At 44.0% G+C, this 24,248-nt stretch carries 20 protein-coding genes and 1 pseudogene; 16 read left to right on the top strand and 5 right to left on the bottom strand.

Annotation, left to right across the window (positions count from 1 at the left end; all coding sequences use genetic code 11):
- Positions 1 to 47: 47 nt before the first annotated feature.
- Positions 48 to 335, top strand: coding sequence for a stage VI sporulation protein F (locus tag MHH49_RS28580; RefSeq protein WP_036686212.1), 288 nt, complete (start codon positions 48 to 50; stop codon positions 333 to 335).
- 52 nt (positions 336 to 387) lie between these two features.
- Positions 388 to 573, top strand: a complete 186-nt coding sequence (locus tag MHH49_RS28575) for a hypothetical protein (RefSeq protein ID WP_141118525.1) — start codon at positions 388 to 390, stop codon at positions 571 to 573.
- Between the two features lie 927 nt (positions 574 to 1,500).
- Here the strand turns inward: MHH49_RS28575 and MHH49_RS28570 are convergent.
- The 3 genes and pseudogenes from MHH49_RS28570 to MHH49_RS28560 all read right to left on the bottom strand — a co-directional run bounded on the left by MHH49_RS28570 (position 1,501) and on the right by MHH49_RS28560 (position 3,646).
- A complete protein-coding gene (locus MHH49_RS28570) occupies positions 1,501 to 2,361 on the bottom strand; it encodes a YitT family protein (RefSeq protein WP_051491444.1) in 861 nt (286 codons plus the stop codon).
- A gap of 123 nt (positions 2,362 to 2,484) precedes the next feature.
- A pseudogene (locus MHH49_RS28565) lies at positions 2,485 to 3,146 on the bottom strand (cation:proton antiporter domain-containing protein); the annotation flags it as partial.
- A 137-nt stretch (positions 3,147 to 3,283) separates the two neighbouring features.
- Entirely contained in the window at positions 3,284 to 3,646 is a 363-nt protein-coding gene (locus tag MHH49_RS28560; RefSeq protein WP_038570328.1) for a hypothetical protein, read from the bottom strand.
- Between the two features lie 184 nt (positions 3,647 to 3,830).
- On the opposite strand from MHH49_RS28560, the gene MHH49_RS28555 reads away from it, so the two are divergent.
- Together MHH49_RS28555 and MHH49_RS28550 are read left to right on the top strand one after the other, a co-directional pair.
- On the top strand, positions 3,831 to 4,244 hold the full coding sequence (locus tag MHH49_RS28555) for a DUF2500 domain-containing protein (protein ID WP_249267720.1): 414 nt from the start codon (positions 3,831 to 3,833) through the stop codon (positions 4,242 to 4,244).
- A gap of 125 nt (positions 4,245 to 4,369) precedes the next feature.
- The gene (locus MHH49_RS28550) at positions 4,370 to 7,066 is read left to right on the top strand and encodes a cation-translocating P-type ATPase (RefSeq protein ID WP_339813642.1); all 2,697 of its coding nucleotides are present in this window, start codon (positions 4,370 to 4,372) and stop codon (positions 7,064 to 7,066) included.
- Between the two features lie 90 nt (positions 7,067 to 7,156).
- Here MHH49_RS28550 and MHH49_RS28545 read toward each other — a convergent pair whose 3' ends face one another.
- Positions 7,157 to 8,092 (bottom strand): C40 family peptidase, encoded by a 936-nt coding sequence (locus tag MHH49_RS28545; RefSeq protein ID WP_339810747.1) that lies wholly within the window; start codon positions 8,090 to 8,092, stop codon positions 7,157 to 7,159.
- A gap of 324 nt (positions 8,093 to 8,416) precedes the next feature.
- On the opposite strand from MHH49_RS28545, the gene MHH49_RS28540 reads away from it, so the two are divergent.
- The 12 genes from MHH49_RS28540 (at position 8,417) to MHH49_RS28485 (ending at position 22,222) form a co-directional block, all read left to right on the top strand.
- Positions 8,417 to 9,487: an ABC transporter substrate-binding protein gene (locus tag MHH49_RS28540; protein WP_076101654.1), complete on the top strand. Its 1,071-nt coding sequence runs from the start codon at positions 8,417 to 8,419 to the stop codon at positions 9,485 to 9,487.
- Positions 9,488 to 9,548: 61 nt separating this feature from the next.
- Positions 9,549 to 10,472 (top strand): ABC transporter permease, encoded by a 924-nt coding sequence (locus MHH49_RS28535; protein ID WP_339810744.1) that lies wholly within the window; start codon positions 9,549 to 9,551, stop codon positions 10,470 to 10,472.
- Positions 10,465 to 11,259, top strand: a complete 795-nt coding sequence (locus MHH49_RS28530; RefSeq protein ID WP_036686220.1) for an ABC transporter ATP-binding protein — start codon at positions 10,465 to 10,467, stop codon at positions 11,257 to 11,259. Before MHH49_RS28535 ends, MHH49_RS28530 begins: the two co-directional genes overlap by 8 nt.
- Positions 11,260 to 11,482: 223 nt before the next feature.
- Positions 11,483 to 13,249 (top strand): sensor histidine kinase, encoded by a 1,767-nt coding sequence (locus MHH49_RS28525; RefSeq protein WP_038574396.1) that lies wholly within the window; start codon positions 11,483 to 11,485, stop codon positions 13,247 to 13,249.
- Positions 13,242 to 14,810 (top strand): response regulator transcription factor, encoded by a 1,569-nt coding sequence (locus MHH49_RS28520; RefSeq protein ID WP_339810742.1) that lies wholly within the window; start codon positions 13,242 to 13,244, stop codon positions 14,808 to 14,810. Before MHH49_RS28525 ends, MHH49_RS28520 begins: the two co-directional genes overlap by 8 nt.
- Positions 14,811 to 14,931: 121 nt before the next feature.
- Positions 14,932 to 16,269 carry an extracellular solute-binding protein gene (locus MHH49_RS28515; protein WP_036686225.1) on the top strand — a complete coding sequence of 446 codons (1,338 nt, stop codon included), beginning with the start codon at positions 14,932 to 14,934 and terminating at the stop codon, positions 16,267 to 16,269.
- 164 nt (positions 16,270 to 16,433) lie between these two features.
- Positions 16,434 to 17,333, top strand: a complete 900-nt coding sequence (locus MHH49_RS28510) for a carbohydrate ABC transporter permease (RefSeq protein ID WP_036686586.1) — start codon at positions 16,434 to 16,436, stop codon at positions 17,331 to 17,333.
- 3 nt (positions 17,334 to 17,336) lie between these two features.
- Positions 17,337 to 18,176: a carbohydrate ABC transporter permease gene (locus MHH49_RS28505; RefSeq protein ID WP_036686226.1), complete on the top strand. Its 840-nt coding sequence runs from the start codon at positions 17,337 to 17,339 to the stop codon at positions 18,174 to 18,176.
- Positions 18,177 to 18,233: 57 nt separating this feature from the next.
- On the top strand, positions 18,234 to 19,346 hold the full coding sequence (locus MHH49_RS28500) for a rhamnogalacturonan acetylesterase (protein WP_036686228.1): 1,113 nt from the start codon (positions 18,234 to 18,236) through the stop codon (positions 19,344 to 19,346).
- Between the two features lie 112 nt (positions 19,347 to 19,458).
- A complete protein-coding gene (locus MHH49_RS28495; RefSeq protein WP_036686230.1) occupies positions 19,459 to 20,250 on the top strand; it encodes an SDR family oxidoreductase in 792 nt (263 codons plus the stop codon).
- Positions 20,251 to 20,431: 181 nt separating this feature from the next.
- Entirely contained in the window at positions 20,432 to 21,148 is a 717-nt protein-coding gene (locus MHH49_RS28490) for an MgtC/SapB family protein (RefSeq protein WP_036686231.1), read from the top strand.
- Positions 21,149 to 21,232: 84 nt separating this feature from the next.
- Entirely contained in the window at positions 21,233 to 22,222 is a 990-nt protein-coding gene (locus MHH49_RS28485) for an aldose 1-epimerase (RefSeq protein WP_036686233.1), read from the top strand.
- Positions 22,223 to 22,302: 80 nt separating this feature from the next.
- Here the strand turns inward: MHH49_RS28485 and thrS are convergent, their stop codons facing one another.
- Positions 22,303 to 24,216: a threonine--tRNA ligase gene (thrS, locus tag MHH49_RS28480; RefSeq protein WP_036686236.1), complete on the bottom strand. Its 1,914-nt coding sequence runs from the start codon at positions 24,214 to 24,216 to the stop codon at positions 22,303 to 22,305.
- Between the last annotated feature and the right edge of the window lie 32 nt (positions 24,217 to 24,248).

The following is a 24,248-nucleotide window of genomic DNA, read 5'->3' as shown; positions in this document are numbered from 1 at the left end:
AAGGCTCATATACTGTGAAAGATTGGATATGACGGGAGGTGCTACACTTGGGTTATCAACAATTCGGAATTAGCCCTCAGTTGGTGGATCGCATCAAGCTGAAGATGAAAAACTCGACTGTGAAGGATCGTATCAAAAGTATGATTGAGGGCATCTCGAAACAGGAGCTGCAGGATCCTGCGGTTGTTCGCAGATTGGTACGGAAAGCGTCAGGTGTATTGAACGAGAAACTGACCTCGACACAGGAAGAACAAATTGTAAAGTTTATCATCGCGCAGAAAATCGATCCGAACAACACCTTTCATTTAATCCGCTTGTGGGGAATGTTCCGTTAAGTAGCGGATTAAATGAAAAGTAGGGGTTGTCCATGGGTGTTTTTTTCATCGTATGAGACAGTCTGCAAGCAGCGATCCTCCTATTACTGGAGGATCGCTGCTTTGCGTTTTTGGCCGTAGTTACGGCATGCTGCAATATGTCTCTAATCCGGATAAACCGATGCCACCGAACATAGTCATTCGTCGTCCGGTAACGCCTAATCATAGTCAACCGCCGTCTGATGTCACTGAATCATAGCTCCGCTTATCCGATACCGCTGAATCACATTCAACCATCTTCGGACGCTACCGAATCATGGTCATCTGTCGTCCGATCCCGGCGAATCACATCCATCCATCGTCGATGCCCCCGAATTACATACCTCCATCGTCCGATACCACCGAATCATGTTCATCCACTGTCCGATGTCACCGAATCACATTCATCCGCCGTCCGATGACGCCGAAATATGATCATCCGCTGAGGTATTCGGACTCCAATGACGTTATTCGCAAATATATCGCCTTTGGAGCAAGGTTTCGGACCCCAGTGCAGCTATTCATAAGAAATAGGCTCGTAGTTGGCGTTTTTTGTGCCAATAGGGGCTATGCGGTCCGAATGCATTCAGAATTCCGGGAAATTCTGCATATAAGGTCCGCTGTGTCCGATACCACCGAATCATAGTCAACCGCCGTCTGATGCCACCGAATCATAGCTCTCCGCTTATTCGATACCGCTGAATCACTTTCATCCATCGTCCGATGTCACCGAATCACATTCATCCACTGTCCGATACCGCCGAAATATGATCATCTGCTGAGGTATTCGGACTCCAATGACGTTATTCGCAAATATATCGCCTTTGGAGCAAGGTTTCGGACCCCAGTGCAGCTATTCATAAGAAATAGGCTCGTAGTTGGCGTTTTTTGTGCCAATAGGGGCTATGCGGTCCGAATGCATTCAGAATTCCGGGAAATTCTGCATATAAGGTCCGCTGTGTCCGATAGCTGTCTCATGCGCGTAAACGTCTTCGAATAATGCGAAATTTGAGTTCTCGCAAGAAGTTTGGGGTCTCGAACAAGAAGTTTGAGGCCTCGCTCAGAAAAATTGGTTGCGATCAAAGGCTAAATTCAAAAAGAAGGGAGCGCTCCAGCCATTTTCATGGCTTAAGGGCGCTCCCTTTTTTTATTCGTGTAAGCGTGTTTGTCTATGATCTTTAGTGGCTGATCTGAACACGATTTGGCTCTCTGAATCACACTGTAGAACGATTGCCCGAAGATGATCTTCTTCCATTCTGTTTGTCAGACAAAACAACGTGCTAACCTCTCCATCTTGCCCTGAACCTTCGGCAATCGCAGCTTCTCGGTTTAGAGAGGTTGCGATTGCTTGCTGAATGTCCAAACATCGGCTGCTGGTAATCCAAGCAGTGCGGGAGTGGGATAATCCCCGTAGTGAGATACGAACACCTTCGAAAGCCAGCAGGTAGGCAATAATAGAATACATTGCTTGCTCCCAACCGAACAATGTACCTGCAAAAAGCAGAATTGCACAGTTCAGGATCATAATCACGACTTCCGTTGATTTTGGAGGTCCGCCGCTCAGCAGAGAATACCCCTGGTCACTGGCTTGTTTATTTACACCGCCGAATCTCACAGATATTCCAATACCTACTCCAAGACAGATGCCTCCTGCCATTGCGGCAGGTAAAGGATCGCTAATCACAGCAGGAAAACGATGCAGCGCAAGAGACGCGATGGTTAGGCAGGTTAATCCCAAAACAGTGTAAAGAGCAAAGCGGAGATTTACTTGTTTTCGCGACATAAATATAAAGGGCAGATTGAATAGAAATAGAAACAATCCAAGCTGCATTTCAGTAGTATGAGCGAATAATGCGGATAAGCCTGTAATCCCGCCGACAACAAGGCCATGTGGCATTAAAAATAATTCCAATCCTACAGCAGCAAGCAATGCGCCGGCAATGACGGTAAGAACTCGGAAGGTAGAGCTTCTTTGTAGCTGTTGACGTTGATTTATTTTGTTCTGCATAGTTTTTCCTCCTTCAACAGGGGAAACGACCTTACTCATTTTCAGTGGCTATGGCAGATTTTTTGGATATTCGTGCATCATGTCGTTTCTCAAAGTTGAATACTTTATCCATTATTTATAAATCTATTTAGATTCCTTCGTCAGACAATGTCCAAGGAGAACAAGGATCAGCACGTAAATGGCTGCAAATATCTGCAAATGTCTGCGAAAGGCTGAAAATGGCTGCAAATAGCTGTAAAGGGCCGCAAATGGTTGCAAATGACGGAGAATGTTGCAAAGGCTCCAAGAGGCTGCGAATGGCTACAAATAGTGAAGAATAGCCAGCACTCCGCAATGCTTTACCCAAATTGGCCATAATTATTGAAAATTCATCCCGCGCGGCTATGGGCATCCAATGTTGGATGAAGCATGAAGGCTGTGACCAACGCTACGTCCGGCCAGCAAGCCTGCAATAAAGTTGCCATTTAGCGTAACGATAACTGCTGCAAGGGAGTACCAGAGCGCCTCACCGCCTAAGGTGAGTGGATCTATGTCAGTCCGAAGCTGAAGCAGAAGATGACACTGAAGAAATCACGAAATGGGATCACAAGCTGTTCAATCGGTTTCACATGTTCGGTTTCAGCGAGGACAAGTCCACTAGTAGCGCGCCAATAACTTCTGTCTGTTAGATGAATGGTCTCGGTGAATCCAGCAATCAGGAATAGTGCTGCGAATATTACTAATGCAAAAAGCTCACCGGAAGAGATATTCAGGACACGTTTCAGCCAAAATACTTGCTTTCTTCCGGTGGAGGATGAGCAATGCGAGCATGTATACCAACCGGTAAATCCGCTTCTCTATAATTCATGACATAAGATTATTTATCAATCGAAGTTCTAAAATCCCTTCAGCAGACATTCATTTAGGGCAGAGGTGAACTTCGCTAGGGGAGTGATATTAGAAAATGAGAAGTGAATTTTAACAGGTACAGCCGCAGTCGAAGCAGGAATTTATAAATCACTGGACGGAACAGTAAAGAAAGTACAGGGAGTATTGCAGCTACCGCAATAGACTTCGTTCCCCACTGTTCAGCTATTTTGATGGCTCCTACCTGAGGGGTTATTTGAGGTGCAATCCTTACGGGAGGTGTAAACTTTCGCTCGTAGCGTTCATTTTCGGATGTCGTTGATTCTTGCTCCGTAGTGAATGATCCTCCAGACCAGGCAGGTGGAAAAGAAAATATCATCCCCAGAATTAGGACTATACGAAGAAACCAAAGTAATGACAAACGCGCTATATATTGCACCGAAATAACACCTCCCAACTGCATGTAGTATAAAAAGCATACCATACCTTTTCCTTTGAATCCAAATTGTTTTGTGAAAAAAATTCTTATATAGATGATGAAAACATGAAACCGAACGGGAAAAATGACGTATTTCGCAGCATAGATAACTTTTATTATCTTGTTTCAGTCAGGAGGGATAAATTTGAGCGAATGGCAGGATTTTAACGGTTTTGATGAGCGCAGCTTTTTCGGAAGTTTCATTCATGAGATGCCACTGTTTTTTAAATTATTTGCTTTGCTTTTTCTTGGCCTTTTTGTTTTTATAATTGTTAAATCAGTGAGAATCTGGATATCCAATAACGCAAGTCCTTTGATAAAAGCAAACTGCACAGCGGTCACCAAACGAACCGAGGTATGGGGGGGATCCGGTGAATCGAGAGCAAATACTAGCTATTTTGTTACGTTTGAGTTTGCCGATGGCTCTCGATTGGAGTTGCAGGTAAGAGATCAGGATTTTGGTTTGATTGTAGAAGGGGATCGAGGCGAACTCCTGTATCAAGGGACCAGGTTTAAAAGCTTCAATCGCGATTTGAAGAAAGAACATCTAAATTTCTAAAAAAGTACATACCATTCAAGAATCACCATGCCTATTTTGGGTAAAACTCATATGAGAGGTTTTACCAGATCTCAATTCTGGAAGGAGGCTATGGTTTGAATTCAAATAATCCACAATCGCAAGGGCTGGAACCCTTCCATACACTGAGCGAGGAAGAAGTGCTGAATAGGCTGGAAACTCGGAAAGAGGGTTTATCTTCCGATGAAGCGACTAAACTTGTGGAGCGATATGGGAAGAACGTACTTCAAGAAGCGAAGACCAAATCGCTATTAGGAAAGTTTATCGAACAATTTAAAAATGTAATGATCTTTATTTTGCTAGTAGCAGCTGTATTGTCAGGAGTCTTGGGGGAATGGACGGATACGATCATTATTTTGCTTGTAGTCATTTTGAACGCGGTGCTTGGAGTTATTCAGGAAAATAAGGCTGAGCAAGCACTCGATGCGCTAAAAAGTATGTCCTCTCCACACGCCAGAGTAAGACGTTCCGGCCAGGTTACTGAGATAAAAAGTGAAGATCTTGTGCCCGGGGATATCGTATTGCTGGAAGCTGGAAATGTAGTTCCGGCGGATATAAGACTTTTGGAAGCCGCTTCGTTGAAGACGGAGGAAGCCGCGCTTACCGGAGAATCATTGCCCTCTGAAAAGCGAGCCGGTGTGCTTGAAGGTAGCGACATTGTAATCGGCGACCGCACCAATATGGCTTATATGAGCAGCAGTGTAACTTATGGCCGAGCAATTGGTGTAGTTACAGCTACAGGAATGCAGACGGAGGTCGGTAGAATTGCCGGTTATATCTCGGAAGAAGATACAGATGTAACACCGCTGCAAAAAAAGCTGGATGAGCTAGGTAAATATTTTACCTTTATTATTCTTGGCGTCTGCGTGATTATCTTTGCCGTTGGGATCTTCGAAGGAAGAGAGCTGCTGGATATGCTACTTACCTCGATCTCACTCGCGGTAGCGGCTATCCCGGAAGGGCTGCCAGCAATTGTTACGATCATTCTCGCGCTTGGTGTGCAGCGAATGGCGGGACGAAAAGCGATTATTCGCAAGCTTCCCGCCGTGGAGACACTTGGAAGTACAGAGATTATATGCTCCGATAAGACAGGTACTTTAACATTAAATAAAATGACAGTCGAAAAAGTGCATGTCAACGGAAAGACCACTGATTCCAGTGCAGGGCTTGTAGGGATTCCTGGTGGCGAGTTATTGCTTCAAGCTATGACGCTTTGTAATGACTCCAGTATTGACGAAGGAAAGACTCCTAGTGAACCTGAAGCAAAAGCTGGAGCTAAGGACCCACAAACCAAGAGCGGAAAAGCAATCATCGGCGATCCGACGGAGACTGCGTTAGTCGATTATGCGCTTAGTATAGGCACTGACAAAAGGGAGCTGGAAAAGAAATACCCACGTAAAAATGAGCTGCCTTTTGACTCCGATCGCAAGCTGATGACAACGGTTCATGAGGTCGAAGCTGGACGTTATCGTGTGCTGACAAAGGGTGCACCAGATGTACTTTTGTCCAAATGCAGCCATATCTATGTGGATGGAGAAATTGTAACTCTACAAGACGAACATAAGCGGAATATCATGGAAAGTAATAAATTACTTGCGAATGATGCACTTCGAGTGTTGGCATTTGCTTTTCGAGATGAGGAGCAGCTGCCGACCGATCTCTCACCAGATACCACGGAGAAAGAGTTAGTATTTATTGGTTTGGTCGGTATGATTGACCCGCCGCGTGAGGAAGTACGGGATGCGGTAGCTATCTGCCGTAAAGCGGGAATTAGACCTGTAATGATTACAGGCGATCATCGTGATACAGCAGCGGCTATTGCCAAAAGATTAGGGATTATTGAAGATGAATCAGGTGTATTAACGGGTAGTGAGCTGGATAAATTCAGCGAAGAGGAATTTGCGGAGAAGGTTACCGATTATTCGGTTTATGCACGCGTCTCTCCTGAACACAAGGTTCGTATCGTTAAGGCTTGGCGACAAAAAGGAAAAATTGTGGCTATGACCGGAGATGGTGTAAATGATGCTCCTGCACTTAAATCATCCGATATCGGCGTGGGCATGGGAATAACCGGAACGGATGTTGCCAAGGGTGTATCAGATATGGTGCTTGCCGACGATAACTTTACGACTATAGTTGTTGCCGTAGAAGAAGGACGGAAGGTTTACAGCAATATCCGCAAGGCTATCCAGTTCCTTCTCTCCGCTAATCTTGGGGAAGTGCTGACATTATTTATTGCCACTATGATTGGCTGGCGTATTCTAGAGCCGATCCATATTCTGTGGATTAATCTCGTTACGGATACCTTACCTGCACTTGCCCTCGGACTTGAGAAAGCCGGCGAGGATGTAATGGCGAAGAAGCCGCGTAAAGCAAGCAGTAGCATCTTTGCGGGCGGCGTGGGGATCGGGATTATATATCAAGGGATTATAGAAGCGGCGCTTACGTTGATCGTGTATCAATGGGCGCATACGCATTACAATGAAGGTATTGCGGTTACAATGGCCTTTGGTACATTAGGATTACTGCAAATCGCTCATGCTTTTAACGTCAGATCCAATAAAAAATCGCTATTCCAGATCGGTTGGTTCAGCAATCGCTATATGTTATGGGCTTCGCTGATCTCTATACTAATGCTTGTGCTTGTGATCATCATCCCGGGCTTAAACGACTGGTTTGGTGTTTCACATTTAAGTGGATTACAGTGGGGAATAGTATGTGCAGCGGCCGTAGCGATTATTGTTATAGTTGAACTTGTAAAGCTGTTTGTCCGGATGAGCGGAAGGGGCAAGAGCTGGGATTAAGAAACTGGATAAAAGTTATAGTCAAAAAGCCTGAACCCCATCAATAGGGATTCAGGCTTTTTGAATGATTTCTTTTAAAGTATGGGAAGCTTATAAAACACGTTGCATATGGAGGATTACATTACTCCAATAACCTGAGTCGAGGTCACTGATCTGAACTCCGGGTTCACCCCAGGTGTGGATAAACTTTCCGTCTCCAATGTAAATACCGACATGACCAGGTATAGCATCACTTTCAAATCGACCGGGAACGGTAAAGAAGATAAGATCTCCTACATCCAGTTCGCTTCGACTTACACGGGTACCTAAATTGTCCTGATCTTTAGCTAAACGAGGTAAGCTGACTCCGAATTTTTTGAATACATGCCTTGTAAAAGAAGAGCAATCAAATTTTTTGGTTTCTTCATAAGATCCAGCGCCAAAGTCGTAGGGAACACCCAAGAAATTTTTGGCAAAAGAGATTAACTCCTTTTTATCCGCTTCAGAAATACTTTGAATGCGTAAAGATTTAGATTCACTCGTGGATTCGACCGTCGATAATTTTTCGATAGTCTTACGTTCGGACGGTGTAGCAATGTTTATCTCACCCGACTGGGGATTCCAGCCTACTTCTGTTTGCAAAAATTTGGACAAGGCTAAAGGGGTGATATAGATTTGCCCTTCTTGCCGTCTAGGGGCTTGTGGCAGTGTGATTTTTTCCCCAAGTGAGAATACCTGTGGAGAGCCAGGGCGCAGCATATACATAACATCGCTATAACCGATTTTAGTGTATCCATCACTAGAACCATCATCCTTCATCCGATATCCGAGCGAAGTAACCGCAGGCTTGAGTGGAATCCAGTACTTTCCCTGAGCGTCAGTAATTGCAGATTGTTCATAATAACTGGAGGCATTTTTACCATCAGGAGTTAGCGCGTTAACCTTAGGTTTTTGCGATTGAGAAGAATAACCGCAGGATGAACTCGTTAAAGCGACAGCAAGCAATACAGTAGCGGTGGTTAGTAGTCTTTTGTGATTATTAGCCATTTAACACGCTCCATCTTCAAACTGTAAATTAAGTTTGTGCAGGGCGATTTTTTTTATGTAAAAGAAACGAAGGCAATCGCTGTAAGAGACAACCAAGCATTACCTCTTTTGATGTCATATATTCTTCAGAATTTGAAATCTATGGAAATATGATAAGTGATTGACGGATAAACAACCTCCATATAATATAGGTTTAATAGATTTCTATCATTAATGTGAGGTACGTGTAAGCTTATGCTTTAATGCTTTTATCGATAAAAGTGATAATGCTGAGTCGCTCACCTTGATGTATGCGTTAATAAACTAATGAAATGGGGTACTTTGATGAAAAAGAGAAACATTTTGGCGGGATTAAGCTTATGCTTCATGCTCGTAGCAGCTGGTTGTGGCAACAATAACACCGCTGAAAACTCAGGAAATGCAGCGAATTCCGGTAATTCCCCTACGAATGCAGGAGCAGCAGATTCAAAAACGTACAAAATTGCGATCTCGCAATATGTGGAGCACCCCTCACTCGATGCTACACGCGAAGGAATTCTCGCTGCTTTGAAGGATGCGGGAATCGTTGAAGGCGAGAACCTGAAGGTTGACCTTGAAAATGCTCAGGCTGACCAAGCGAATAACTTGTCCATTGCTCAAAAGATTGCCGCTGACTCAAATGATTTGGTATTAGCAATTGCAACGCCTTCCGCTCAATCAATTGTTCAAGCACTCAGCAAAGCAAGTAAGGATACACCGATTTTGTTCGCAGCAGTAACTGACCCACTCGACGCAAAGATTGTCACGGATCTGGAGCATCCAGGTGGAAATGTATCAGGTGTATCGGACACCAATCCCGAAGCGATTAACAGATTAATGCAATTTATAGCTACCCAATTTCCTAACGTGAAAAAGCTGGGCATTGTTATTAATGAAGGTGAACCAAATGCAGTAATTATGGCTGAGATTGCTAAAAAAGAATTGGATAAGCATGGAATCGAGCTAGTGAAGGCTGCCATCACGAATACCTCTGAAGTCAAACAAGCTGCGGAATCACTTGTGGGTCGTGTAGATGCATTCTACATTACTTTGGATAACACAGTCGTAAGTGCAGTGGATACCATTATTCAAACGGCTAATGACAAGAAAATCCCGTTCTTCTCCAGTGACCGTGACACGGTTGAAAAGGGCGCTTTTGCCACCGTTGGTTTTAAATATTTCGATCATGGTTATCAAGTGGGTCAAATGGCCGTGGATATCTTGAAAAATGGTAAAAAGCCAGCTGATATGAAAGTAACCATGCAAGAAAAACTTGATCTCATTCTTAACCTGAAATCTGCAGCAGCGCAAGGCATAGAAGTGACTGATGCAATGAAGGCAGAAGTTGCCGATCAAGCTAACAATATTATTCAATAAGCCATTATATAGGGGCGATTTCGTGAGAACGCCCCTTTCCGCTCGAAGGAGGAAGTCATCTATGTTAAATTCGATGCTCGGGGCCGTTGAAATGGGACTGCTTTACGCATTTATGGCTTTAGGTGTATACATTACCTTTCGTATTCTTGATTTCCCTGATTTGACTGTAGATGGGAGCTTTACCACTGGTGGCGCCATTGCCGCTGTTATGATTACTAACGGTTATGCACCATGGCTTGCTACCTTGGCCGCTATTGCTGGTGGAATGCTGGCAGGAATGTGCACGGGCCTATTACATACGAAAGGCAAGATTAATGGACTGTTATCCGGTATTTTGATGATGATTGCACTTTATTCCATTAATCTGCGGATATTTGGTGGCAAACCCAACTGGTCTTTAATGGGCAACACTACCTTGTTCACTTCCATTGATCCTCTGCTCGTACTGCCGTTTGTAGTTATTTTTGTGAAAATAGTAATGGATTTATTCCTGCGTACGGATCTTGGACTTGCGCTGCGGGCTACCGGAGATAATGCAAGAATGATCCGTAGTCTGGGTGTAAACACCGATAATACCACTATTCTTGGCGTCAGTTTATCCAATGGAATGGTGGCGCTCTCGGGGGCGTTAATTACTCAGTATTCTACTTTTGCGGATTCCTCCATGGGTATTGGGATGATTGTAATCGGGTTAGCTTCGGTGATCATCGGTGAAGCCATATTCGGTGCCAAAAATGTATTTCGGGCCACACTGGCTGTTGTGCTCGGATCCATAGTTTACCGGATCGTAGTTGCACTTGCCTTGCGGGTACCGTGGCTTAAAGCTTCGGATCTTAAGCTGATCACAGCAATTATCGTTATTTTCGCTCTTGTATTCCCGTCGATTCAGCGTTTCCTGAAGCAGAAGAATATGGCGCGGAGGCGTTCCGTTGAATTAGCTGAGCAAGCGCTAAGCAGCAAGAGAGGAGGCACCATCGATGCTTAAACTGGAGAACGTATCTAAGCTGTTCAATCCCGGAACACCCGATGAGAAAATAGCGCTGCTCGGCATTGACTTGGAGCTTCTTCCTGGTGATTTTGTCACCATCATTGGAAGTAATGGAGCTGGTAAATCTACGTTGATGAACATTATTTCCGGTGTCATGAAGCCGGATCTGGGTACAGCCAGCATTGAGGGAAATTCAATCAGCCATTTGGCGGAATTTCAACGAAGTCGCTGGATCGGCCGTGTCTTTCAGGACCCAATGGCGGGTACCGCTCCACATATGACGATTGAAGAAAATTTAGCTATGGCTTATAAAAGAGGCAAAAGCAGAGGGTTAACCTTTGGAGTAAATAAAGCAAAAAGAGCTTTATTTCGCGACGAGCTAAGCCGTCTGGGGATTGGGTTGGAGGATCGCCTGCGGGCAAAAGTAGGGTTGTTGTCAGGTGGAGAGAGACAAGCGCTAAGTCTGCTAATGGCGACCTTTACTCAACCGCAAATTTTACTTTTAGATGAACATACAGCTGCCCTTGACCCTTCTCGTGCGGAGCTGATTACTAAACTGACAGAGTCCATTGTCCGTGAGATGAAGTTAACCACCCTAATGGTTACCCATAACATGGAGCAGGCCATTCGTCTTGGCAATCGTCTGATCATGATGGATAAGGGCCGTATTATTTTGGATATCGACGAGGTTCGTAAAAAAGATCTTACCGTAGAACGGCTGCTCGGAGAATTCGAGACAATCAGCGGACATAAATTGGCAGATGACCGAATGATGCTTGGTTAGTCTGTTGTAGGTGTGAATGTAGCTCAATATAAGGGCTTGAAGTGAAGTCTGATTCTGGATTTCATTTCGAGCCCTTTTTTACATAGGATTTTTTTCGCCGAGCCATTATACTATCCTTAGCTTTCAGTTCACGTAAATTTACCCAAATGGAACATTATGGTTTATAATGGAATTATAGTGATAATAAATGAAAATTATCATATTTAGGGAGCGGAGAATACAGATGATTTGGAAAAATGTTAGCGCTTACAGAAGTTCGGGCATTTTCAACAAAATGATACTGATTATTTCCTTTTTGCTTCTACTTTCCTTTTTATTCTCGTTGACCGTTTTGCAATATGTGTATCGTATCTATGACAAGCAAATTTATGAAAAGGCCTCTGAGGTACTGGGGATGTCCTCTATAAGCATCGAAAATGCCCTAAGAGAATTGGATCAGCTTTCTTTTACAGTGGTGTCTGATGAGCAAATTCAAGAATGCCTGCGCCAATTGCAGAATGATCCACAGCCTTATGAAAGACAAGTTCTACATAACAAGATCATAAACAGGCTGGTTGCTTTTGCAGGGGCAGAGAAATACGTTTATTCCATGATGCTGATGGATACGAGTGGCGGAGTAATGACTGCGGGCAATCGTGAAGGGGTATCACAGGATCTGCAGGATCAGTTAAAGCCGTTAGCTGCGGAAGCTAGCGGGAGTATAGTGTGGTATCCGCAAGGAAACAGAAATTCACTTTTGGCGGTTCGGCAGATTAAATCTTATACAGGGTCAACGTTTACGCTGGATGATCTGGGAACACTCGTGATCCGTATTCGGATCGATCTAATCATTGCGGATAGTACGAGCGATACCGACCAATTAATAGCTGTTGATGCCACGACGGGACAGGCGATCTATCCTGAAGCACCGATTCTTTTGCCAGAAGAGCTTAAAGAAGAGACAGAACGTCCGGAGCTATATCGCACGGCCAAATATCAAGAAGGTACTTATTTTATAACCAAGACGAAATCATCTTATATAGATTGGATCTACATCAATGCAACTCCATTTAATGAGATGTTCAAACATATTACTTTTGTCAAAAAACTGGTCGTCATCATATTCGCACTAATCTTATTAATTGGTCTCCTTTTAGGCTACAGGCTTGCTCGTAGTATTGTACGTCCGATCTCTAAGCTGACCAAAAAAATGAAGCAAATCGAGAAGGGCGATCTGGACAATCTGGAGGAACAGTCATTAGGTGTGGTTTCACAGACTGCGCAGGACGAGGTTAGTCAGCTAAACCGGACTTTTAAAATGATGATCCGCAGGATCAGAGAGCTTATTGATGAGAACTATGCGAAGCAGCTGATTATTAGAGAGACCGAGCTGAAAGCATTACAGGCACAGATTAATCCGCATTTTTTGTACAATACACTGGAATCGATCAATTGGTTAGCCAAAATGAACAAACAAGCCAAAATCTCAGAAATGGTAGAAGCGCTCGGTTACTTGTTCCGCAGCTCTATTGGTCTCAAGGATCCGCTAATTACACTTGAAAAAGAGATCACTATCGTGCGAAATTATGTCATTATCCAGAAAACACGGTTTGATGAGAGGCTTGATTTCCGGATGGATGTACCTGAAAATCTGCATGATGCATTAATTCCGAAGCTGACCTTGCAGCCTTTAATCGAAAATGCTATTCGCTATGCGCTAGAGCCTAATATTGAGCCGTGCACCATTTCTATAACAGTTAGTGAAGAAGATCAGGGCCTCGATATCAAAGTCAGTGATAATGGACCGGGGATGAGCGCTGAATTTATCAAAGATTTACAGATGGGGAGAGTTAAGACACGTGGAGAAGGCATCGGCTTAGCTAACATCGCGGAGCGTATTCAAATCGTCTTCGGCCCTGAATGGGGCACAGTCATAGAAAGTGAGCCGGGTCAAGGAACAACTATACATGTGCGTATACCTTACTTAAAAGGAGTGCTAGAGAATGTATAAACTGCTGCTGGTGGATGATGAACGCTTGATTCTGGAAGGGATATCGCAGGTTGTGGACTGGGGACGAGCGGGAACAGAGCTTGTAGGCACGGCACGGAACGGGATTGAAGCTTTGGTGAAAATTGAGGAGCTTAACCCTGAAATTGTGATCACGGATATTTCTATGCCTGGTCTAGATGGCCTGGGACTGGTGCAAAAATGCAGTGAACGATTTCCAAACGTGAAATTCGTTATGCTGACTGGTTATAAGGATTTTGATTATGCTTGTATTGCTATGCAGAACGGGGTCAAACATTATCTTTTAAAGCCGTGCAATGAGAATCAGATCCATGAAGCACTGATTGAGATGGTAGCGGAACTCGATGAGCAGAAGAGCAGAGGCGAATTCGTAAATCGTATGAAACAACGTCTTCAGAAGGTATTGCCCCATGTGAAAGAACAATTTTTGAAGGAATGGATCTCTAATAAAACTTATGGAAGTCAGGATCTAGAGTATTATCAGGAACTATTCGGCATTGAACTTAATGACAAAACGGTGCGCTTGCTCCTGTTCCGACTAGAAGGTTCTTACGAATATGAGCAATTGTTCGCTCTGCAAAATATTGCCCAGGACGTACTTCAGGAAACACTCCTGAGTGCGACGATAGGTGGTCATTTATTAATATTACTGGAAGATGAAGGAAATACGGTGCAGAATAGCTCCCTGCTTAAACGTATCGCTGAAGTAAGAGAGGTATTCTGCAAGTTTTATAAAATGGATGTGACAATCGCGATTAGTGATGCTGACCTTATGATTCATTCCCGGAGATTGTATCGTCAGACCTTGCAGTGCCTGAACCATCGTTTTTATTTGGAGGCGGGCGGTTTGATTACCGGGAGTGATATCCCAAGTGATGAGCTAAGTGGAAGAAATGATATCGAGCTAGATGAAGAGCATATTTGTCTACTTATAAAAGCAGGCGATCAAAATACAGTTGAGTTGGAATTGGAACGATTATTCAACTTGCTCGCAGATGAGCGGTTAGATATTAACGTGACGCGTTCTTATGTTTTACAGTTATATTCCGCTATGATTCGTTTAGCAGTCCCTGATGAAAGAAATAGCTTCACATCGGGCTTGGCGGAGCTTGCCGAAATTAGAACCTTGGGAGGTTTAAAAGCATACGTCAAAGAGGCAGCGGTTCGCTTAACAGCGATGTATGACCGACATTTTAGTTCCCGGCAATCACTTATTGTAGACAAAATGTTCAAAATTATCGCAGAGGATTACAAGAATGCAGAGCTGTCGCTTAGCTCGGTCGCTGCTGAAATGTTATATATGAATCCCGACTATCTCGGCAAAATATTCAAAAAAATTACCGGGGAGAAATTCTCGAATTATGTAACCAATTACCGGATTGCTAAAGCATCGGAGCATATTTTGAGAAGTGGGGATGTGAGAGTATTTGAGCTGGCTGAAATGTTCGGCTTCGGTGGAAATGCACAATATTTCAGTCAGGTATTTAAAAAAGTAACCGGCCAGACCCCTACAGATTTCATGAAACCCCCTCAAGCGAACTGATTATTGAACAAACAAGACGGTTTTTTGTATTCAATAATCACGGAATATTTGAGAAAATTTAACCAATGAAAGCGCTACCTAAAGGGATCAGAGCCTTTACACTATCATAGGAAAAGGGGACATGAAATTGAAAAAGAGATTCGCTTTACTAGCCGTACCATTATTGCTGTCGTCGATGTTAGCTGGTTGCGGTGGAGGTAACAACAATAACAATGCTGCCGCTACGGATTCCGCTACAAATACTCCTTCGGAAACGAAACCTGCGGCTACGACCTCAGCAGAACCAGTAACCTTGCGAATCGCATGGTGGGGTGGAGATACAAGACATTCTTATACACAACAAGTTATCGATATGTATGAAGCCAAATACCCGAATGTAACCATTGAGCCTGAGTATGCATCCTTTGATGATTACTGGAAAAAGCTTGCTCCGCAAGCCGCTGCAAATAGGCTTCCTGATATCGTTCAAATGGATATTTCTTATATCAATCAATATGGATCTAACGGACAGCTCGAAGACTTGAAACCTTATTTGAACTCTCAGATTCAAGTCGGCGATGTGAATGAGAACGTGCTGAGTACTGGAGTGATCGGTGAGAAGCAATACGGAATTCCGTTAGGGGTTAACGTACTTGGTTTTCAATATGATCCAGAATTGCTGAAAAAGGCAGGCGTTGATTCTATCCCAGAGAACTGGACTTGGGATCAATACAAGGAAATCGCCGCAAAAGCTAAGTCGGCTGGACTGTACATGGATGGTTCCATGGCAGCAGACGTATTCTTCAACTATTATCTGCGTACAAAAGGGCTGGCACTCTATAACAATGATGGTTCCGCTCTTGGTTATGAGGACGATGCGTTGTTCACTGACTTTTTCGGAATGTTGTCTGGTCTGATTAAAGATGGAGCGGTCCCATCACAAGACAAACTGAGCCAAAATAAAGGGGTTATTGAAGAGTCGGATATTGTTAAAGGGACAGGTATCGGTGTATGGCAATGGTCGAACCAATACGTTGCTTTGCAAATCGCTGTAAATCGTCCTATGGAGCTGGCACAAATGCCTGGTCCAGATATGGATAAAGGGCTTTACATGCAGCCAAGTATGTACTGGTCAATTACTTCTAACTCTAAAGTGAAGGAAGAAGCAGCGAAGTTCGTTGATTTCTGGATTAATGATGTGGAAGCTAACAACCTGATCAAAGGCGAACGCGGAGTACCAATTTCAAGCAAAATCAAAGAATCTGTAGCTACACAATTAACTGATTCCGGTAAGCAAGTATTTAAGTTTGTTGCTGACATGGAGCCTACTACTTCACCTATGAGTCCACCGGTAGGATCCCCAGAGGTTGTAGCACTGCTTACAGACCTCGCTGAACAAATGAACTTCGGAAAAATCGACCCAGCAGCAGCAGCGGCACAGTTCCGAAAAGAAGCGAACTCTATTCTCTCCAGCCGTTAAACGTAGGGTAACAGATAACTATACTGCGTCTCACATGGGAAACGGCATGCCATTTCGCTAGGCGGCATCCCGTTTCCCATATTATTCACATAAAAAGGAGTTGGAGACCCTTGGCCTTAACGAATCCCCTACCTTCGAATCCATTGGCTGTTAAGAAAAATAAGTTGACCGGCCGGCGGTTACGAAGCAACCTTACAGGATATGCCTTCATCAGTCCGTTCGTCATTGGCTTCCTTTGCTTCACACTGATCCCAATGATCATTTCGCTGTATCTCTCTTTTACTAAATACAATTTATTCGCTCCACCTAAGTGGATTGGATTTGATAATTACATCAAAATGTTCTCAAATGACCCGAAATATTTGCATTCACTAAAGGTAACCCTGCTTTACGTATTTATCGGTGTGCCTTTACGTCTAACCTTCGCATTATTTGTGGCTATGATTCTAAATACGAAATCGCGTATGGTAGGAGCTTATCGGACAACTTATTATTTACCTTCTATTATAGGTGGCAGTGTGGCGGTCTCCATCATGTGGCGTAATATTTTTAGTGATACTGGAATTATTAACGGCATGCTTGGCTTTTTCGGGATTGGTCCGGTAAGTTGGTTTGGCAATCCGAACGCTGCGCTTATTATGTTGATAACTTTATCTGTGTGGCAGTTTGGCTCATCCATGTTAATCTTTCTGGCAGGTCTCAAAAATATTCCTGGTGAAATGTATGAGGCAGCTAGTGTAGATGGAGCCGGATTCTTCAGAAAGTTCTTTAAGATTACTATGCCACTCTTAAGTTCTGTAATTCTGTTTAACCTCGTTATGCAGACGATCAGCGCATTTATGACCTTTGTTCCTGCTTATATTATCTCTAAAGGTGAAGGCGGACCTATGGACGGCACTATGTTGTATTCTCTCTATTTATTCCGTCAGGCTTTTATGTTTAATAATATGGGTTATGCTTCGGCTATGGCTTGGGTGATGTTGTTGCTTGTCGGCATCATGACCGGAATCTTGTTCAAGACATCCAAATCGTGGGTCTTCTACGAGTCGGAAGGAGGAAAATAATCCATGGCGAAAATTAAACTGAAATGGCCGCTTTATCACATCCTTATAGGTGGCCTCGCTATCGTTATGCTGTATCCGATTCTGTGGATGATCATGAGTTCTTTTAAAGAGAGCCGGCTTGTGTTTGTTACAGCTAAACACCTTATACCTGATCCATGGGAATGGGGGAACTATGCTAAAGGCTGGGAAGGTATTGCAGGTTACTCCTTTGGTGTCTTCATCAAGAACTCTTTCGTAATTGTCATTGTCGCAACACTGGGCGCAGTCATTTCATCTTCACTGGTTGCCTTTGGTTTTGCCCGCAATAAATTTGTAGGCCATGGCTTATGGTTCGGAATCATGATGATGACCCTGATGCTTCCTTCCGATGTGGTGCTCGTCCCTCAATACATTATCTATGCCAAATTGGAATGGCTCGACAGTATCAAACCGATCGTTGTTCCACAGTTCTTCGGTGTCCCGTTTTTCATTTTCCTAATGCTGCAGTTTATTCGGACCATTCCTGTTGAACTTGATGAAGCGGCTACCATCGATGGTTGTGGGAAATTTGGACTTTATTTCAGAATTATACTTCCGCTTATCCGTCCTTCTATGGCTACTGCGGCAATCTTTTCCTTCTATTGGCGTTGGGAAGACTTGCTTGGACCGGTATTGTACTTGAACTCACCTTCTAAATATACAGTTTCGATGGGGCTGAAAATGTTCCTGGACAGTGAGTCCGTATCCAACTGGGGTCCAATGTTCGCCATGTCTGTTCTAAGTTTGGCACCAGTCATGATTATCTTCTTTATCTTCCAAAAGCAGATTGTAGAAGGAATCAGCACCAGTGGTTTGAAAGGTTGATTTCAGCAAATGAATATAAATGTTTTGAATCTCTAATTAAGAAAGGTGCGGCTGAATTTGGATAGCTATCGTTTTGATTTTGGGATTAAGGAAGCTGAGCCTGGCTACACCAAAATTCGGCCGGACACATCTTATTCTAAGGAAATAGGGTATGGTTTCACTTCTGATTCCACCGTCTTTGGTCGTTTCAGAGGGGGAACAGATATACTGCGAAGTGATTGCTGCATCCCACAGAAAGCAGTTTTTCTTCTGGATCTCCCGAATGGGATCTACCGTGTTACGCTGCTGTTGGGTGATGCTCTGGCAGATACCAGCACATTTATCAAAGCTGGAGAAGGCAAGTTCGTATTGGACACTCTAAATGTGCCTGCGGGCCAATATTTACGCGAATCCTTTGCAATTAGAATTAAGGATGGGCAGCTAAAGCTATCGTTCTCGGGTGCGGCACCGCGTATTAACGCCTTGGACATTCAGATGGACAATGAAGCGCTAGTCTTGTTTCTGGCGGGAGATTCCACGGTGACCGATCAAGGGGAAGAAGGTTATCCCTATGCGGGGTGGGGTCAACTGCTGCCACGCTGCTTCAAAGCGGGAATAGTTGTTGATAACCGAGCACTTTCTGGACGCAGTTCCAAGAGTTTTATTGAGGAAGGGCATTTGGAGGGCATTGCCGCAGATATCAGACCCAGAGATTATCTGTTCATCCAGTTTGGACATAATGATTCCAAAACTGATGATTTAAGACATACCGAGCCCTTTACTACATATAAGGAACATTTGCTCCGGTTGATTACAGTCGCCCGAGAAGCGGGGGCCTATCCGGTTCTTGTGAGCTCTGTACATCGGCGAAGATTTGATAGTGAAGAAGCAATTGTAGACACGCATGGAGATTATTTAATCGCCATACGGGAACTCGCAGATACCGAGCAGGTTTCACTGATTGATTTAGCCGAGAAGAGCCGCAAGCTCTTTGAAGCTTATGGCTCAGAGGGCTCAAAAGATTTATTCATGTGGAGCTATCCAGGAGAATTTATTGCGCATCCAGGTGGCGTGCAGGATAATACACATTTTCAGATTTTAGGGGCTCGTCTTCTAGCTGAGCTTATAGTGGAAGGGATCCGGGAAGCCGGATTAAACGATCTCATCATTCATCTTCGTCAGGGAGAATAATAATCCTAAAGGAAAAGTAAATATCTGTCGGTTCAACTTCTGTATGCAAGGTTAAGGTTAAGGAAAGAACTTAACTGGAAGACTTGCATGATAAGAAGGAGGATATCACGATATGGCAGATAAAAAGCTTGTAGGTAAGGTTGCAGTTGTAACCGGAGGCGGCTCAGGAATTGGCCGGGCAACCGTGCTTGAGTTCGCACGTAACGGAGCCAAAGTTGTATTATTGGACAGAACTGTGGAGAACGCTGAAAAGGTTAGACAGCAAGTGGAGAAAGAGGGCGGAGAAGCCCTAGTTATCGAATGTGATGTTGCTGAACCACCACAAGTGGAAGCGGCGATAAACAAGGCGGCCGCGAAATGGGGTCGTCTTGATGTTGTTTTTGCCAACGCAGGGATTAATGGGGCGATGACGCCTATTGAAACGATGGATATTGAATCTTGGGATCAGACCATTCATATTAACCTGCGTGGAACCTTCGCGACTGTAAAATATGCGATACCGCATCTAAAAGAAAGCGGAGGCAGCATCCTGATCAACAGCTCCATTAACGGAAATCGTGTGTTTTCCAATGTTGGTTTTTCTGCTTACAGCACGACTAAGGCAGGACAGGTTGCTTTTATGAAAATGGCGGCACTGGAACTGGCTCAATTTCAAATCCGCGTAAATGCGATCTGTCCTGGGGCTATAAAGACCAATATAGATGACAACACTTTTCCATCAGAGGATCTGAAAGAAGTGAAAATCCCAGTAGAATTTCCTGAGGGAGATCAACCGCTGGAAGAAGGTCCGGGGCGACCTGATCAAGTAGCGAAGCTGGCTCTGTTTCTGGCGTCGGAAGATTCAGATCATATTACGGGGACGGAAATTTATTGTGACGGTGCAGAGTCGCTTCTGCATGGTTAATTTTCCAACATAATCTTGACCTCTCATAACGGATTCCATCCTCGTCGCTATGCCGGACCACACGGGTCGAAAGAGCATATGCGCTGAGGATGGTTATACCGTTTTTTGTTGTAAAATAAAGCTAATCATTATCTCCAATTTCCGTTATAATGGAGTATCTCTGGAGAAAGGAGATTGCGATATGGATTTTCAATTGGAATCATTAATGAAGTTACTAGTGGCCATGCTGTTCGGGCTGTTCATCGGGATTGACCGACAGATCAAGCAGAAACCGCTGGGGATACGGACCAGTATGGTCATAAGCATTGCGAGCTGTCTTGTCACAGTGGTGTCTATCCATGCCTTTGATAAGTTCGCGGGGCCAGAGCATCCAAACATGGACCCAATGCGGCTTGCGGCTCAGATTGTCAGCGGGATTGGTTTTTTGGGTGCGGGTGTTATTCTGCGTAGAGGCGGAGATGCCATTTCGGGCCTTACTTCGGCAGCACTCATCTGGACAGCTTCTGGAATTGGTATAGCTGTGGGTGCGGGATTCTATATTGAGGCAGCTTATGCGGTTATTCTGCTGATGTTTGCTGTGAATTTAGTTCCTCATTTAATCCGCTCGCTAGGACCAGAAGTACTGAATAAACATGAAGTTTCAGTGAGGATCATTATGGAAGCTAATTTTGTGCTTACAGAAGTGATCCAAAAAATCGAGCGGCCTCAGGTCAGCTCGCAGCGTAGTACTAGAGGTCCATCCCGAGCGATTCGAAGAATGAAAATTAAAGATTTGGAAGATGGCAGACAAATGATCGATATGGTGATCTCAGCCCCGGATCGAGATTACGCAACAGAAATTTATTACGATGTGAAGAAAATTGAACATGTAATGAGCGTAGAAGTGGAGCAATTGTAAAAAGAGCATGTCACCTCATGACTAGATGTGGTAATCTATCAAGTGGAGACAATTATCAGACACTGGAAGGGAGAACAATATATTATGTCAATCACAGCGTATGAAGGACAATATGAAGGAGAAGCAGCTATCTGGTTGAAAGCCGGTCGTTATGAGGCAGCTATTCTGCCAGGCATTGGCGGCAACCTGATCTGTTTCCGTGATACCGAAAACGGATATCGCTTCCTGCATGAGCCTGGAGCTGAAGAAATGGAAGCCTTCAAGGCAAGTCCGGGGATTCACGGAATTCCTGTATTATTTCCTCCAAATCGTTATGAGGATGGTAAATTTCCATGGAATGGTCAAACTTATCAATTCCCCGTAAATGAAGTTGCAACGGGCAACCATTTACACGGATTTTTACATACTGCAGCTTGGGAAGTCGAAGAATTTGGCAGCGGTAAGACTGAAAGCTTCGTAACCGTATTCATCAAGGTGGATGAGAATCATCCTTCTTATCAATATTTGCCACATAAGTATACGATCAAATTGCGTTATACCCTCGGCGAAGGAGGATTATCTCAACAGGTGCTGGTACACAATGATGGAGATGACGTGATGCCTTGCTTGCTGGCATTCCACACTGCCATTAACGCACCATTCGCACCAGGAAGCTCGGCACAAGATTACCGCGTAAAAGCTACTATTGGCGAGCGCTGGGAGCTTAACGACCGCATGCTGCCAACAGGCAAATTCCAGGCGTTGGAGCCAGGAGAAGTTCAGCTTCGTGAAGAAGGTGTGAATCCATATTTTGCATCGATGGACAATCACTACACGGCTGTACCTCAGAACGGACGCAACCGGATGGAGCTTACCGATAGCAAAGCTGGAGTAACCTTGGTGTACGATGTAGGGACTTCGTACAAACAATGGATGATCTGGAATAACGGTGCTACAGAACAGTTCTTCTGCCCTGAGCCACAAATTAACTTGGTGAATGCGCCAATGGTAGACCTTCCTGCTGATGATATCGGCTTGTTCAGCCTGAAACCAGGCGAATATTGGGAAGAAAGCAGCCGCCTGTACGTAAAATAGAGTTCATGTGAATATGAATAGGTTATAAAGAAGGGGCTGTCTCAAACGTAGTTTTTCTACGATTAGACAGCCCCTTAAATTTATCTCTTACTAATAATCTCTTCATTAATCTGTTTAATGATGTCTTGGATACTCTTCGAACCAAGATCACCTTCACCACGTTTTCTTACAGAGACAGTGTCGGAATTTTTTTCGTTCTCCCCCAGTACGAGCATGTAAGGTGCTTTTTCAAGCTGAGCTTCACGAATTTTGTAGCCTAACTTCTCATTTCGAATATCTACTTCGACACGAATGCCAGCCTTCTCCATTTGATGCTTCACTTGCAGTGCATAGTCAACATAGTTCTCAGAGACTGGCAATAACTTCGCATGAACAGGTGCGAGCCACAGTGGGAAAGCCCCAGCGAAATGCTCAGTAATAATCCCCATAAAACGATCGATCGACCCATACACAGCGCGATGGATTACGACCGGGCGATGTTTAAGATTATCTTCCCCGATGTAAGTAAGATCGAATTTCTCTGGCATTTGCCAATCTAGTTGGATTGTACCACATTGCCAGCTTCGTTTTAGCGCATCTAGGATATGGAAATCAATCTTAGGTCCATAGAACGCGCCATCCCCTTCATTCACACGATATTCGATCCCGAGATTGTCTAATACATTTTGTAAAGATTGTTCAGCCTGATCCCATAACTCTTCAGACCCCATATAATCTGCCGGCCGAGTAGATAATTCAATCTTATATTCAAAGCCGAACACTTGATAAATATGGTCAATCAGTGAGATTACCCGTCTTATTTCATCCTCAATTTGCTCTGGCAAAACGAAGAGGTGAGCATCATCCTGGCAGAAAGTGCGGACTCTCATCATCCCGTTCAGTGCTCCAGAATATTCATGGCGATGCACTTGACCAAATTCCGAGATACGGATAGGCAGTTCCCGGTAGGAATGCAGATTATTTTTGAAAATTAGCATATGCCCAGGGCAGTTCATCGGCTTAAGTGCAAATTTTGTTTCATCTACATTTGTGAAATACATATTGTCCTTGTAGTGATCCCAGTGCCCTGACTGCTCCCAAAGCCGATTGTTCATCATCAGCGGTGTACGAACTTCATCGTAATCTCTCTGTCTTTGTAATTCCCGGGCAAAGTTCTCAAGCTCTGTACGGATTGTCATTCCCTTGGGAAGATAGAAGGGCATGCCTGGCGCTTCTTCAGAAAACATGAACAACTCAAGTTCTTTGCCGAGCTTACGGTGGTCACGTTTTTTAGCTTCTTCAAGAAACAGTAAATGTTCCTCTAACTGCGCTTTTTTAGGAAAGGCAGTTCCATAAATACGTTGCAGCATTTTGTTATTGGAATCTCCACGCCAGTAGGCACCCGCTACATTCAACAGCTTAAAGGCTTTGACCAAGCCAGTTGAGGGAAGATGTGGTCCACGGCAAAGATCGGAGAATTCACCTTGATCATAAATAGTTAATACTGTGTCTGCCGGCAGATCATGAATAAGCTCCAGCTTTAAAGGCTCATTCAAATCTTCAAAAAGTTTAATGGCCTCTGCGCGGCTCACCACACGGCGGATAATCTGGTGATTCTCTTGGATGATTTTCGCCATTTCTTGTTCGATTGCAGCAAGATCATCAGTGGATAGAGGTTTCTCAATATCAATGTCATAATAGAAGCCGTCTTCGATAACAGGACCTATGCCTAGCTGGACAGCTTTATCTCCATATATACGTTTTATGGCCTGCGCCATGATATGTGCAGTACTGTGTCTATAAACCTCAAGACCGTCTTTGCTATCCAACGTAACAATATCGAGCCGGCAATCATGTTCGATCGCTTGGTTTAGATCAACAGATTTTCCATCAATTTTTCCAGCTACAGCATTTTTTTTCAGACTGGTACTTATGGCACCTGCTGCTTCTTTAATCGTTGTTCCTTGCAGTACCTCTCTAATTGTTCCATCTTGCAGTGTTACCTTGATCTTCATGATTTTAGCCTCCGTTTCTCAAATATTGTTAG

Origin of the sequence: Paenibacillus sp. FSL F4-0122 (assembly GCF_038002845.1) — a bacterium.
Taxonomy (GTDB): Bacteria; Bacillota; Bacilli; order Paenibacillales; family Paenibacillaceae; genus Paenibacillus_AQ; species Paenibacillus_AQ odorifer.
This window is presented reverse-complemented; position numbering and strand designations above follow the sequence as displayed.